This window comes from Pseudomonas nitroreducens, assembly GCF_024170165.1.
Lineage (GTDB): Bacteria > Pseudomonadota > Gammaproteobacteria > Pseudomonadales > Pseudomonadaceae > Pseudomonas > Pseudomonas nitroreducens_C.
The window spans coordinates 134,454-148,539 of record NZ_JALJXP010000012.1; the positions used below are offsets into that span (position 1 = coordinate 134,454).

A 14,086-nucleotide genomic window follows, 5' to 3' on the forward strand; every position below is an offset into this window, starting at 1 on the left:
TTATTCGTATGGGCCGATCGGGCGATCACTTGCGCCGGATGTACTGCACATCTCCGTTCGTGGCAGCTGTGCCAATCTGGTTCTGGGTGATCTTGCTCATCTCCGGGAACTCGCGGAACGCCAGCAGGCTGACGGTCCGGTCGTCCACCAGGCGCATGTCGGCCTCTTTCAGCTCCAGGGCGTTCCTGGGCTCCTGGCCGCTGGGGTAGATGACGAAGAGCACGTTCTGGTCCCAGATTTCCTCGAAGCGGGCGCGGGTGAAACTGATGTTGCCCAAGGCAGGATCGGCAACGAAGACGTGGTCGTTGTAGACGTCGCGGACCACGACGAAATGCTTGAAGCCGGCATAGTGGATCGGCACCAGCGCCGGGTGTTCGAGCGAGTCCAGGTCGGAGAACTCGGCACGGAAACCGCCACTCTTGTAGCCGAGTGCGGCGGCATAACGCTTCATGTCCAGAAGCGAGAATCCACGGCGCTGGACGATCTTGTCGGCCTCGCCGTACTTGATCAGGCCTTCCATGACCTGACGCTCTTCCAGGTTGCGGCCCAGGTAGTAGTCCAGCAGCGTGGTCAGCGCCGCCGAGCCGCAGCTGTAGTCGTAGGCCTGGCGGATGACGTTGCGGAACTGCACCTGGCTCATCGGCTCGAGCTGGACCGACTCGCGGAAGGGACCGTTGGGCGTGAGCGGCTGCGAGATGTTCACTGTGCCCTGCTGTTGCGGCTTGGTATCCACGGCCTGGGTAAATCCGAACAGGCCCAACAGGCTTCCCAGCAGAATCTCGAACATCCCACCCCTCGCTTCAAATTCTGGAAGTCATTCCTGGAAGACCCTTGCCGGCAGGCGCCGGCAAGGGGTACTGCGCTGCAACCTCGGGGATCAGTGACCCCAGACCTTCACGGTCGAACCCGCCAGGTTCAGGTTGGAAACGGTCAGCGAACCAATGCTGGCGCCGCCGGTGCCTACCTTGACGGCGTCGATGGTGACGTCACCGGTCACGGTGGGCAGGCCGATGGCCAGTTGTTCGGTGGCTACGGCGGTGCCGCCGCCCACCGGAGTGATGTTGGTTTTCACCACGTCGACGGTCATCGGCGCGTTGTCGGCGATGGTCACGCTCGGCAGGTGGATACCCTGCAGGACCAGGGAACCGCCGTTGGTGTCGGCGTCCTTGTAGGTGACAGCGCCAATGGAGGCGTTGAAGGTACCGGAAATGCTGATGCCATCCTGGCCGGTGATACCGGACAGTGCAGCGTCATCCATGGATTTCATGTCGGCATGTGCCAGGAACGGAGCGGCCAGAACTGCGCTTGCAAGAACCAGTTGCTTGATTTTCATTGTTATAACTCTCCAGTGTTCAGGTGGGGTTGCCCCAGGCACTGCAAGGGGCGTCCTACCCCGCTGCAGGTTGACCGGCTGCTGCCGATCTTCCAGACCCACGACTTCTTCCTTAGGCGCCGCGGGTATGGATTCGTGAAGCACGAAGCTTCTCGTCCTGGTCTCCAAGCTACTGACCCGCCGTGAACCTGCCAGCCCATCCAAGGGATGGCGCAAAACCAACCTTCCGACTCAAGCTTCGCTGAGCAGTCCCAGACTCTTCCCCTTGAGTACCGCCTGGGTCCGGCTGCGCACGCCGAGCTTGGCGAACAGGTTGTGCAGATGCCACTTGATGGTGGCCTCCGACAGATGCACCGCCTGGGCGATGTCCCGGTTCGACAAGCCTGCCGCCACGAGCCGCAGAATCTCCCGCTCGCGATGGCTAACATCTTGATTTTCATCGAAACTTTCAGGATCTACAGAGAGCCTGCGGCACTGTTCGCGAAGCATTTCCGCCACCCCCTGCCAGGCTGAGGCACGCTTGGGTTCGGCGGCCTTCCAGGCCTCCCAGAGCGGCAGCAGCCACAGCGCGTCGTCCTGGAACAGGCGTCGATAACCCAGGTTCCAGGCTTCCTCGAGGGTGGGAGCGAACAAGGCGAAGGCTTTTTCGCTGTTACCTTTCTGCCAATACGCCACAGAAAGTAACAGCGAAAGACGCAGCCGCCGGTCGCGCTGATAGGGCGAGGTAAAGCCCGCCAGGCACGATTCCAGACGCTGCTGCGCGCGTTCGGCGTGGCGCTCGGAAAGCGCCAGGCGCGCCTCGGCCATCACCAGCGCCGCGTGGGCATCGGCATAGCGCTCGGCGTTGAGCCCCGAGAGGTGCCGCGCCAGCTGCAGGCACACACGCTCGGCCTCGTTGGGCCGGCGCATCCACAGCAGCAGCTGGACCTTGCAACTCATGGCCAGCGCATGCACCCGTTCGTAGCCCGGCGACTGCAGGCCAACCAGCCATTCGTCGAGCTGAGCCAACCCTTGTTCGGCCTCGCCGGCGAAGAATCGCGCCTTGGCCATCACCAACTGGCCGCGACTGATCAGCTCCACTGGCGTGGCGACGTCGCGCCAGGTGGTCGCCAACGGCAGTTCGGCGAGGATCGCCGCATGGCGATCCTGCTCGTACAGCAGGTCCGCATAAGCCAGCGACAGCGGTCCACCGACCCGGCTACGCCGGCCGAAGACGCGCTCCACGCGGCTGCGCGCGCTCTCGGCGATGGTCCGGCCGCGCTCCAGCTCGCCGCGCTCCTTGCAGATCAGCGCCTCGATCATGCTGACGACGACCTGCAGGTATTCGCTGTCGGCCATGCGCAGGCAATCGCGGGCGACACCGATGGCATTGGCCGCTTCGGCGTAGTCACCCAGCAGCGCATAGGCCGCCGCCTGGATGCACGACAGGCTCGCGCGGAACACCGGCTGGTTGCCCGGCACCAGCGCCAGCCACTGGCGCGCCACTTTCAGGCAGGCCTCCAGCTTGTCCTGGTAGAGCAGCACCAGCGCCTTCAGCACCTGGGCCACGGCGAGCAGCTCGGCCATGCCGAAGTGGCGCACCTTGCCCTGTCCTTGCAGCAGCCGGACGCTGAGTTCTTCGATCAGCGCCTCGGCCTCGGCGAACTTCTGCTCGAAGGCCAGCTGCCAGGCGTAGAAGATCTGGAACACCGGATGCTCGCGAATCACCTCGGCAGGGATGCTGCTGAGCATGCCGAGAATGCCGTAGACGCGGTTGCCGGCGATCAGCTTGGCGCCCTGGCGCTCCAGCAGGTCGGCGGCGAAGGCATAGTCACGGGCGCGCAGGGCGTACTTGATCGCGCGATCGGCCATGTCGCGCCCCTCGCACCAGCGGGCGGCGGCATGCAGCAGCGGCGTCGGGTCGGAGTTGCGCGCCAGGCGGCCCTGGAGGAATTCGGCGAACAGGTGGTGGTAGCGGAACCACTCGCGCTGGTCGTCCAGCGGAATGATGAACAGCTGCTCGTTCTGCAGCCGCATCAGCATGTCCAGGCCATCGCGGCGCCCGGTCAGGGCATTGCACAGCTCGGCGCAGAATTCGTCGAGCACCGAGGTCTGGTCGAGGAACTGCTGCAGCGGCTCGGGCAGGCTGCGCAACACGTCCTCGGCGAGGTAATCGGCGAGGTCGCGTTCGGTGCCGGAAAGCCCCTTGAGCAGCGCCGCGCGGTCCGGGTTGCGCGCCAGCGCCAGCGCCGCGAGATGCAGCGCGGTGATCCAGCCTTCGGTGCGCTTGTGCAGCAGCTTGAGCTCGCTGTCGCTCAGGGCCAGGCCCTTGAGTTCGGTGAGGAAGGTGTCGGTTTCCTCGCGGGTCAGGCGCAGGTCGTCGCCGCTCAGGCAAAAGGCCCAGGGCGCCAGGCCCGGCTCGTCCACCAGGAAGCGCGGGCGGTAGCGGGTACTGGTGACCAGGCGGATGTTGTCCGGCAGGTGCTCGATCAGGTAGCGCGCACCGTGGGCCAGCGCCGGGTGGCGAATCTGGTGAAAGTCGTCGAGCAGCAGGTAGATCGGCCCGTCGAGCCGGCGCAGGTCGGAAAGGAAGGCGTCGATGATGCCTTCCAGCGGCAGGGTCATGTCCGACTGCAGCAGGTTCGAGGTGTTGGTGCCGAAATCCGCCTCGACGCTGCGGATGCTCGCCACCAGGTACTGCACCAGGCGCTGCGGCTCGCTGTCGCCCTCGTCGCAGGACATCCAGGCGACCCGCACCCCGCTCTCCAGCAGGCGCTGGCGGAACAGGCTGAGGATGGTGCTCTTGCCGAAGCCGGCCGGCGCGCTGAGGATCAGCACGCGCTGCTGGCGGTTGGCATACAGGCGGTCGATCAGCGCGCGGCGCGGCAGCAGCGAATCACTGTCGGTGCGCGGCGGGAACAGCTTGGTGCGCAGCAGCGGCATGGGCTGCTGCGGCAAGGTGGTCAGGGTCGTCATGTCAGAGCAGACTCAGCTCGCGGGCACGGCGTATCGCTTGGGTCCGATTGCGCACCTTGAGCTTCTCGTAGATGTTGTGCAGGTGCCATTTGACGGTGCCCAGGGCCAGCGACAGCTGCTGGCCGATCTCCTCGTTGGAGAGTCCCTGGGCCGCCAGGCATACCACCTCGCGCTCGCGGTCGGTCAGACCTTCCTCGAGCACCTCGGGCGACCTGCGTGCTTCCTGCCCCGGCCAGACGGTCAACATTCCGCGAATGAAGACCTGCAATGCCGGTTGTCGCTCGGTGGACTCCAGTTGCTGAAGCAACTGGCGAATCCCCTCGCCTTCCTCGATGAAAATGCTCCGCACCCCTTCCCGCTCGGCGCCGATCAGGCATTGGCCGAGCAGGCTGTGGGAACGCTCCTGGTAACCCAGGCGCTGGTAGCTCAGGGCCGCCAGCAGGTCCAGGCGCAGCCGCTGCAGGCCGTGCCAGCCCGGCTGCAGCATGCCGCGCAGCTGGGTGATTTCGTGCAGCGCCTCGCTGAAGTGCCCGCGTGCCTGGAGCAGGCGAACACGGCTGATGCCCTGCACCCAGAGCACCGGATTGAACGGCATCTGCTTGTAGTGACTGGCGAGCTTCACCCAGTCGATCGCCTTGAGCCGCTGCTCGGCGCGCTTGCAGCGGTCGGTGGCGGTTTCCTGGAGGATCAGGTTGATCTCCTCGCCCACCGCCATGGCGAAAAAGCGCCAGGACTGGTTGCGCGAAGCCAGCGTCTGCATCAGCCCGAGGGTGGCCAGCGCTTCCTTGCCGCGCCCCTGCAGGCGCTGGATACGCGCCAGGCATTGCATGCCCTGGGCGTACAGGTCGATGGGGTTGACCACATCGACCCGACCCAGCGCCCAGCGCAGGCGTTCCTCCAGGCCATCCAGCTCGGTGCGGTAGTAGGCAGTCAGTGCTTCGGCTATGGCCGGCAACGCGAGGGCCTGGGAGCGTTTGTCGAACAGCGGCATGGCCTGCTCGCGCACGCGCTCGATGAGCATCTGCGCCTGCTTGACCTGGCCCTGCTCCAGCGCCAGCACCACTTCGATGGTGCACTGCTGCATGTGCAGGTAGCGGCCGTCGAGGAAGTGATTGCGCTGCTGCGCCAGCCCCATCAGGCGACGCGCCTGTTCAGCCTGGCCACGCACGACCTGGGCGAAGGCGCCGATCAGCAGGATCGCGCCCTCGAGGAACGCCGAGTTCTGCCCCAGCTGGCTCTCCACCTTGCGGGCCAGGGTGATGCACTGTTCGAGGTCATCTTTCTGCAGCGCCAGCACGGCCTTCACTGCCAGCGCCGAGAGGTACTGGTTGCCCATCGGGCCGCTGCCGCGGGAGTCGCCCCAGCGCGCCAGCAACTCGTCGATCATGCGGTTGGCTTCGGGCAGGCTGAGCTCGGTGGCGCGGGTCCAGACGTCGCTGAGCACGAGGATCGGGTAGCGCTCGGCGATCTCGTTCGGCACATGCTTGCGCCAGCGCGAGATCAGGTAGAGCTGACCCCGGTTGATCAGCTCCAGGCCGCAACCGTCGACCAGCGCGGCGAGCATCTCCGGGTCCTCGGCGAGGCAGGCATGCTCGATGGCCAGGGTCGGCATGTGGTGGTTGGTGAACCACAGGCTGGCATTGAAGTGCAGTTGCTTGAAGCGCTCCGGGTCGCGCTCGCGCAGACGGGCACGGAGGAAATCGGCGAACAGCTGGTGGAAGCGGTACCACTGGCGGTCGCGGTCCAGCGGCAGGAGGAACAGCTGCATGCTGTCCAGGTGCTCCAGCAGCGCCTGGCCGTCCTGGCGACCGGTCAGGGTATTGGCCAGGTCGCCATTCAGGCGATTGGCGATCCCCAGGGACAGCAGTGCGCCCTGCACATCGGTCGGCAGGCGCTCGAACACCGCGCGCAGCAGGTAATCGCCCACCGCCGCCTTGTCGCTGCTGAGCAGCTTGAGGTCTTCCGGAGCACCCGGCTGCTGGCGCAGCCACAGGCTGACCAGGTGAACCCCCGCCATCCAACCTTCGGTCTGGTTGTGCAGCGACTGCAGGCAGCTATCTTCGAGTTGCAGGCCATCGCGGGCCAGGTACTCGCGGGTTTCGTCGCGGGACAGGCGCAGCTCGTCCTGGCCGATTTCCAGCAGCAGGCCCTTGGCGCGCCAGGTGGCGAGGTTCAGCGGCGGCTGGGAACGGCTGCCGATGGCCAGGGTGAGGCCGGGCGGCGCGTACTGCACCAGGCGATTGAGGCCGGCGAAGACGTCGGAATGGGTGATCTCATGCAGGTCGTCGAGTACCAGCAGGACCTTGCGCTCGTCGCGGGAGAGGTCCATCAGCAGGCTTTCCATGACCGCGACCACAGGCACGCGCATGGTGTTGTGCACGTACCCCAGCGCATCCTCGCCAGTGCCCGGCACAGCGGTGGCCAGGGCCTGGATGAGTTTCAGGCAGAAACGGCCGGGATCGTCGTCGTCGCTCTCCAGGGAGAGCCAGGCGACCTGGTGGCCTTCGTTCGCACGCTTGCCGGCCAGCGCCGCCAGGGCGGTGGTCTTGCCGAAGCCGGCGGGCGCCGAGAACGACAGGATCGAGGCATAAGGATGTCGGTCCAGGGCATTCTGGACCTCGGGACGAATCAAATAATCAGCAGGCACCCGAGGGGGTGTTAATCTGGAGCGCAGAAGGCTGCCGGCTGCGGGCTCGAGCACTACATCCACGGCCTGTATCCCTATGTCATTATCGTTGTTGGTACGGAGCACTGTCCGCGTGGGATTCGTCACTTCTTATCAGAATGCTTTTCCTACGTAAACTGAAGAAATAGCTCTAGGATCGACACTTCAGCCGACCTGTTCACCTCATTTGCCTGCACGCTGTTACCCATGCCTGACTGTTTTCTGTACCCGCTTCCTTACCGGGAAGACCCGGGCGAACGCTTCGCCCTGATCCATCGGGCACCCGGCGCCGTACTCCTGGACGCCGGTCGACCCATTGCCACACGTGGACGCTATGACCTTCTGAGCGCCTGGCCATTGGCAGAACTGGCACCGACCACCGACGAATCGGCCAAGAGCTTTTTTGCCCGCGCAAGAGCCGCCTTGCAGAGCCTGGGCGAGGCAAAAGTGCCGGACAACCGCAAAGTGCCATTCGTCGGCGGAATGATCGGTTATCTCGGTTATGACTTTGGCCGGCGCGTCGAGCACCTACCCGAACCGAACCTCGACGACCTCGCCCTGCCCGATGCCCGCCTGGGCCTGTACGCCTGGGCGCTGGTCACCGACCACGAGGAGCGCAGCAGCCAGTTGGTGTTCCACCCGTCACTGGCAGTCAGCGAGCGGGAGCGCCTGATCGCGCTGTTCGAGAACGCCCGGGACGATGTAGCGCTACCGCCCTTCCAGCTTTCTGCGCCCTTCCGTCCGGACCTGAGCCGCGAGCAGTACCGCGCGGCGCTGGAGAAGGTGCACGGCTACATCCTGGCCGGCGACTGTTACCAGGTGAACTACACCCAGCGCTTCCGCGCGCCGTGCAGCGGCTCGCCCTGGCTGGCCTATCGCGCGCTGCGCGAGGCCTGCCCCACACCTTTTTCCGGCTACCTGGCATTACCTGAAGGCGCGGTCCTCAGCCTGTCGCCGGAGCGCTTCATCCAGCTCCACGGCAAGCAGGTGGAAACCCGCCCGATCAAGGGCACCCGCCCGCGCGGTGAAACACCCGAAGCCGACCGGCAGAACGCCGCAGCCCTGCTCGCCAGCGAGAAGGACCGCGCCGAGAACCTGATGATCGTCGACCTGTTGCGCAACGACCTGGGCCGCAGTTGCCGCCCCGGTAGCGTGCGTGTGCCCGAGTTGTTCGCGGTGGAGACCTACCCCAACGTCCACCACCTGGTCAGCAGCGTGCGTGGCGAACTGGCAGACGGCAAGGACGCGCTGGACCTGCTCGAAGGCAGCTTCCCCGGCGGCTCCATCACCGGCGCGCCGAAGGTCCGCGCCATGCAGATCATCGACGAACTGGAACCGACCCGGCGCAGCATCTACTGCGGCAGCCTGCTCTACCTCGATGTGCGCGGCGAAATGGACAGCTCCATCGCCATCCGCACCGTGCTGGTGAAAGATGGCCAGGCGAGCTGCTGGGCCGGCGGCGGCATCGTCGCCGACTCCCACTGGGAAGAGGAATACGAGGAATCGCTGACCAAGGTCGGCGTGCTGCTGCGAACCCTGGAAAGCCTGTAGTCCTCCCTGTAGGAGCGAGCTTGCTCGCGAACAGATTCTCCGGCCACATCGATACCGGGCGATTCGTGAGCAAGCTCGCTCCTACAAAAAAGCGCCACAAAGAAAAGGCCAGCCAAAGAAAAAGCCCCGCTGATGCGGGGCTTTTTCGTCACAGCCGGAGTTACAGGCTGAGCGGGCGGTTGGACGCCTTGAGGAATTCCTTCTTCAGGTCCTCATAGGTGTGCACGGCCGGGAACTGCGGGAACTCGCGAATCACGTTGTCCGGCGCGTGGAACAGGATGCCGGCGTGGGCTTCGGAGAGCATGGTGGTGTCGTTGTAGGAGTCGCCAGCGGCGATCACACGGTAGTACAGGCTCTTGAAGGCAATGACCGACTGACGCTTCGGATCCTTCTGGCGCAGTTGGTAATCCACCACGCGATCGGTCTCGTCGGTGATCAGCTTGTGGCACAGCAGGGTCGGGAAACCGAGCTGGCGCATCAGCGGCTGGGAGAACTCGTAGAAGGTGTCGGAGAGGATCACCACCTGGAAGCGCTCGCGCAGCCAGTCGACGAACTCCACCGCGCCGTCCAGCGGCTTCAGGGTGGCGATCACTTCCTGGATGTCGGACAGCTTCAGGCCGTGCTCGTCGAGGATGCGCAGACGCTGCTTCATCAGCACGTCGTAATCCGGGATGTCACGGGTCGTCGCCTTCAGCGCTTCGATACCGGTTTTTTCAGCGAAGGCGATCCAGATTTCCGGAACCAGAACCCCTTCCAGGTCGAGACAGGCGATTTCCACGAACGATTTCCCCGCAGGTTTGACTTGAGAGGCGGCACTCTAGCCGCTCGCTCCAAGCGGCGCAACGCGGCACTTATACCCAAACACCACAGTGGTCCTTCCTCATGGTTATTTAGGGGCATATCCGCCTCTTTGCTACCATCGCGCCCACAGAGCGCCTTGCGCCATTAAAACTAGGAATACCGCCTGATGAGCCTCCCGTTCGATATCGCGGAAATCGCCGCGAGCTATGCCAGCAAAGCCCCACAGGACATCCTGAAGCTTGCCTTCGAGCACTTCGGCGATGAGTTGTGGATTTCCTTCAGCGGTGCCGAGGACGTGGTGCTGGTGGACATGGCCTGGAAGCTCAACAAGAACGTCAAGGTGTTCAGCCTGGACACCGGTCGCCTGCATCCGGAGACCTACCGCTTCATCGAGCAGGTCCGCGAGCACTACGGCATCGCCATCGAAGTGATGACCCCGGACCCGCGCCTGCTGGAGCCGTTCGTCAAGGAAAAGGGTCTGTTCAGCTTCTTCAAGGACGGCCATGGCGAGTGCTGCGGCATCCGCAAGATCGAGCCGCTCAAGCGCAAGCTGTCCAGCGTGAGCGCCTGGGCCACCGGCCAGCGCAAGGACCAGAGCCCCGGCACCCGCAGCCAGGTCGCCGTGGTCGAAGTGGACGGCGCCTTCTCCACCCCGGAGAAACCGCTGGTGAAGTTCAACCCGCTGGCGAACATGAGCAGCGAAGAGGTCTGGGCCTACATCCGCATGCTGGAAATTCCCTACAACAGCCTGCACGAGCGCGGCTTCATCAGCATCGGCTGCGAGCCCTGCACCCGCCCTGTGCTGCCGAACCAGCACGAGCGCGAAGGCCGCTGGTGGTGGGAAGAAGCCACGCAGAAAGAGTGCGGCCTGCACGCCGGCAATTTGATCAGCAAGGCCTGAAGCCTTACCCTCGGCTGACGGAAATTTCCCTGTCAGCCCGCAGCCCAGGATCGGACGCCTGCCTGCGGCGGAGCCGATCCCATGCGCATCACCCTGGTAAAGAAGGTCCTGGCCGATGGCCAGGACTGCCGCAAGTGCCGCGAAGTCCACGAGAGGCTGGAAAAAGGCGGCTATCTGAACCGCATCGACCGCACCCTGGTCGCCGACGAGCGCAACCCTGCCAGCACCGGCTGGCTGGTCGCCGCGCAGTACGGCGTGGACACCGCGCCCTTCTTCGTCGTCCGTCACGATGATGGCCGCGAGGTGGTCTACACGGTATTCATGAGCTTCCTCCATGAAGTCCTGGAAGGCCGTGGAGAACTTCCACTGGATTCCCGCGAAGCCCTGGCCGAACTGGCCCGGCGCGACGAGCTGGACAATCTGTGACGCGCTCATCTCTCTGCGCGCTGCACCGCCCGGGCGTCTCCTTTTAAGGTTTCCTTCACACTCCTGCGGATAGTCTCGCCTGCTTCATCGCCGGGCAGTTGCCCGGCCGTCATCCATCTGCCTGTCCCGCCCCAATGCCAAGTGCCCTTTCAACGGTCCCCAGCACCCAGCTCGAGGCCCTCAATCAGTCCCTGTTCCTCGCCATCAACGCTACCCCGGACACCCCTGCCGGGTTGATCCACCTCGCCCAGCTGGTCGCCACGGTTCCACTCTTCCTGCTGCCGCTGACTCTGCTGTGGCTCTGGTGCCGGGGTGACTCCACGAGACGCGATGCGCTGCTGCGGGCGGCGCTGGTGATGGCAGCCGGCCTGACTCTGGCCCAGGTCATTGGCCTGCTCTGGCCCGCGACCCGCCCCTTCGCCATGGGGCTTGGCCATGCCTGGCTGAACCACGCCGCCAATGCCTCCTTCCCCAGCGACCACATGACCCTGTTCGCCTGCGCCGCGCTCAGCCTGCTGTGCGACGGCGCTCTCGTGGCCGGCGGCCTGCTGGCTCTGACCGGCATCCTCGTCGGTCTGGCGCGGGTCTATCTGGGCATCCACTTCCCGCTGGACCTGCTCGGCGGCTGCGCCGTCGCCGCCATTGCCAACACCCTCGCGTGGGTCGGTTGGGCACGCTGGGGAGCACGCTGCACCCAGGCAGCGGAGAACCTCCACCGTCGCTGGCTGGCCCCACTGATAAGGCGTGGCTGGGTTCGCGCCTGAACAGCAGACATGAAAACGCCCGGCATGGCCGGGCGTTTTTCTGCCAGCGGCGAACTCAGTAAACCGGCAGCTCGATACCGTCGAACAGCTCGTCCAGCTCGGTCTTGTTGTGGCACTGCACCGCCTTGGCCAGCAGATCGCGGGTCAGGTGCGGGGCGAACTTCTCGATGAAGTCGCACATGAAGCCGCGCAGGAAGGTACCGCGGCGGAAACCGATCTTGGTCACGCTGGACTCGAACAGGTGGCTGGCATCGAGCATCACCAGGTCGCTGTCGAGTTTCGGATCGACCGCCATGTGGGCCACGATGCCCACGCCCAGGCCCAGGCGCACGTAGGTCTTGATCACGTCGGCGTCAGCGGCGGTGAACACCACTTTCGGCACCAGGCCGCGCTGGTTGAAAGCTTCGTCGAGCTTGGAGCGGCCGGTGAAGCCGAAGACGTAGGTCACGATGGGCTGCTCGGCGAGCAGCTCCAGGGTCAGCTTCGGCACCTTGGTCAGCGGGTGGCCCTGGGGCACGATCACGCAGCGGTTCCAGCGGTAGCAGGGCATCATGATCAGGTCACCGAACAGCTCCAGCGCCTCGGTGGCGATGGCGAAATCGACGGTGCCGTCGGCGGCCATCTCGGCGATCTGCATCGGCGTGCCCTGGTGCATGTGCAGGGACACGTCCGGGTACTGCTTGATGAAGCCGCTGATCACACCGGGCAGCGCATAACGCGCCTGGGTGTGGGTGGTGGCGATGGACAGCGTGCCCTTCTTTTCGTTGGAGAACTCCTGGGCGATCTGCTTGATGCTCTCGACCTTGCGCAGGATCTCGCCGGCGGTGGTGATGATGCGCTCGCCGGCCGGGGTAACGCGGGTCAGGTGCTTGCCGCTGCGGGCGAAGACTTCGACGCCCAGTTCGTCTTCCAGCAGGCGGATCTGCTTGCTGATGCCGGGCTGGGAGGTATACAGGCTTTGAGCGGTGGCCGAGACGTTCAGATCGTGGTGCGCGACTTCCCAGATATAGCGCAGTTGCTGAAGCTTCATGGACTTTCCTCGAAATGAATGTCGCGACCCGCGATCAGGGGCTTATCGTTTTATAACCATATTAATGGTTTAAGGAATAAAACTAGACGTTTTTTTTCGCCCTGCATGCCATTCGTCTAAAGCCCCACGGAAATTCCGGACTTGTCCGACGTATCGTCACAAAGCCCTCAGCGGTGCTGCAGCATCGGCACCAGATAGACCGGCACCTCGGCCAGTTGCACCAGGCGTCCGGCGGTGCGCCCCAGCGGCGTGTTCAGCCCATCCCCATGGCTGTGGCTGCCGGCCACGATGATGTCGACGCCCAGGCGCTTGGCCTCGTCGAGGATCACCATCGGCGCGTCCCCCTGCACGACGCGCACCGAGCGGATCAGCTCGGCGTCCTGGCGCGCCTCCCCCAGTTCATCGCGGAAGCCTTCCATCACCCGCTGCTCGATGCTGCCCATGACATTGGTCAGGCCATTGGTGCGCATCTCGTTCAGCGTGCCGTCGTCCAGGTAGGTCTGCAGGACGGACTCGGCGAACAGCCCCAGCGGCTCCACCGCATGCACGACATACACCTCGGCTCCGTAGGCACGGGCCAGGGAAAGTGCGTGCTGGAGGACGTAAGGGGCGTAAAGACCGAGGTCAGTGGCGTAAAGAATCGTTCGGATCATGCGGCCTCCTCGACTGCCTGCGCGGCGGGGCCTATCCAGCAGCGTAGCAGGAGAACGCGAATCGCTCCGAGAAGGCCGGATGTCGGGGCCCGGCGGCTATCCGGCGACCTGCTTCTCGTTGCTCACGCCATGGGGAACATGGCCGGTCGCCACCACCTCCCGCGCCTTCTCGCAGTGCATTGGCTGGTCGTCGAAGAACACGTCGGCGGCGAAGGCTTCGAGGAAGGCGGCCTTGTCCAGGCCACCAAGGAACAGCGACTCGTCCAGGCGGATGTCCCACTCGCGCAGGGTGCGGATCACCCGCTCATGGGCCGGGGCCGAGCGCGCGGTGACCAGCGCCGTGCGGATCGGGCAGGACTCCTGCGGGAAGGCCTGCTGCACGCGGTTGAGCGCCTTCAGGAAGGGCTTGAACGGCCCGCCACCCAGCGGCTCGCGGGCGGACTCGCGCTCGTGGGTCTGGAAGGCTTCGAGCCCGCCCTGCTGGTAGACGCGCTCGGAGTCGTCGGAGAACAGCACCGCATCGCCGTCGAAGGCGAAGCGCAACTCGCCACTGGCTTCGCGGCGGGTGCCGCCGGAAAGGATGGTCGCGGCAGCGAAGCCGGCTTCCAGTGCGTTACGCACGTCCTCTATATGGGTGGACAGGAACAGGTGGCAGTTGAACGCCTTGAGGTAGGGATAAGGGCTGCGGCCACCGACGAAGGCGGCGCGGGAGATACCCAGGCCGTAATGCTGGATGGAGTTGAACACGCGCAGGCCGGTGTCGGCGCTGTTGCGCGAGACCAGGACGACTTCCACCGGAGCGCTGTCGGTCCCGCCATTGAGGGCGAGCAGCTTCTGCACCAGGGCAAAGGCATCGCCCGGCGGCAGGACTTCGTCCTCGCGGTCGATCTGGTACTGGCGATAGGCTTCGACACCCTCGCTTTCATAAACCTGATGACTTTCCCGCAGGTCGAACAGTGCCGCGAGGAGATCGCCACCACCAGCTTGTCGCCCAGCCCTTTTGCCAT

11 protein-coding genes and 1 pseudogene are annotated in these 14,086 nt (G+C 64.9%); 4 read left to right on the top strand and 8 right to left on the bottom strand.

What is annotated here, in order from left to right; translation table 11 throughout:
• Positions 1–25: 25 nt before the first annotated feature.
• The 4 genes from J2T47_RS22425 to J2T47_RS22440 form a co-directional block, all read right to left on the bottom strand.
• Positions 26–787, bottom strand: coding sequence for a C39 family peptidase (locus J2T47_RS22425; protein WP_253451742.1), 762 nt, complete (start codon positions 785–787; stop codon positions 26–28).
• A 90-nt stretch (positions 788–877) separates the two neighbouring features.
• On the bottom strand, positions 878–1,333 hold the full coding sequence (locus J2T47_RS22430) for a DUF6160 family protein (RefSeq protein WP_017516894.1): 456 nt from the start codon (positions 1,331–1,333) through the stop codon (positions 878–880).
• 231 nt (positions 1,334–1,564) lie between these two features.
• Positions 1,565–4,288: a LuxR C-terminal-related transcriptional regulator gene (locus J2T47_RS22435; RefSeq protein ID WP_253451745.1), complete on the bottom strand. Its 2,724-nt coding sequence runs from the start codon at positions 4,286–4,288 to the stop codon at positions 1,565–1,567.
• Position 4,289: 1 nt separating this feature from the next.
• Positions 4,290–6,998, bottom strand: a complete 2,709-nt coding sequence (locus J2T47_RS22440; protein WP_253451748.1) for a LuxR C-terminal-related transcriptional regulator — start codon at positions 6,996–6,998, stop codon at positions 4,290–4,292.
• A gap of 162 nt (positions 6,999–7,160) precedes the next feature.
• On the opposite strand from J2T47_RS22440, the gene pabB reads away from it, so the two are divergent.
• Positions 7,161–8,504 (top strand): aminodeoxychorismate synthase component I, encoded by a 1,344-nt coding sequence (pabB, locus tag J2T47_RS22445; protein ID WP_253451751.1) that lies wholly within the window; start codon positions 7,161–7,163, stop codon positions 8,502–8,504.
• Between the two features lie 160 nt (positions 8,505–8,664).
• Here pabB and thrH read toward each other — a convergent pair whose 3' ends face one another.
• On the bottom strand, positions 8,665–9,282 hold the full coding sequence (gene thrH, locus J2T47_RS22450) for a bifunctional phosphoserine phosphatase/homoserine phosphotransferase ThrH (RefSeq protein WP_253451754.1): 618 nt from the start codon (positions 9,280–9,282) through the stop codon (positions 8,665–8,667).
• Between the two features lie 189 nt (positions 9,283–9,471).
• Here thrH and J2T47_RS22455 point away from each other — a divergent pair, with 189 nt between their 5' ends.
• The 3 genes from J2T47_RS22455 (at position 9,472) to J2T47_RS22465 (ending at position 11,396) form a co-directional block, all read left to right on the top strand.
• Positions 9,472–10,206, top strand: a complete 735-nt coding sequence (locus J2T47_RS22455) for a phosphoadenylyl-sulfate reductase (protein ID WP_253451757.1) — start codon at positions 9,472–9,474, stop codon at positions 10,204–10,206.
• 81 nt (positions 10,207–10,287) lie between these two features.
• Entirely contained in the window at positions 10,288–10,632 is a 345-nt protein-coding gene (locus J2T47_RS22460; protein WP_253451760.1) for a hypothetical protein, read from the top strand.
• A 134-nt stretch (positions 10,633–10,766) separates the two neighbouring features.
• The gene (locus tag J2T47_RS22465; protein ID WP_253451763.1) at positions 10,767–11,396 is read left to right on the top strand and encodes a phosphatase PAP2 family protein; all 630 of its coding nucleotides are present in this window, start codon (positions 10,767–10,769) and stop codon (positions 11,394–11,396) included.
• 55 nt (positions 11,397–11,451) lie between these two features.
• Here J2T47_RS22465 and cysB read toward each other — a convergent pair whose 3' ends face one another.
• The 3 genes and pseudogenes from cysB to J2T47_RS22480 all read right to left on the bottom strand — a co-directional run bounded on the left by cysB (position 11,452) and on the right by J2T47_RS22480 (position 14,086).
• Entirely contained in the window at positions 11,452–12,426 is a 975-nt protein-coding gene (gene cysB / locus J2T47_RS22470; RefSeq protein WP_024765699.1) for an HTH-type transcriptional regulator CysB, read from the bottom strand.
• A 167-nt stretch (positions 12,427–12,593) separates the two neighbouring features.
• Positions 12,594–13,079, bottom strand: coding sequence for a universal stress protein (locus J2T47_RS22475; RefSeq protein WP_253451766.1), 486 nt, complete (start codon positions 13,077–13,079; stop codon positions 12,594–12,596).
• A gap of 96 nt (positions 13,080–13,175) precedes the next feature.
• Positions 13,176–14,086 (bottom strand): annotated as a pseudogene (locus J2T47_RS22480) (5'-nucleotidase).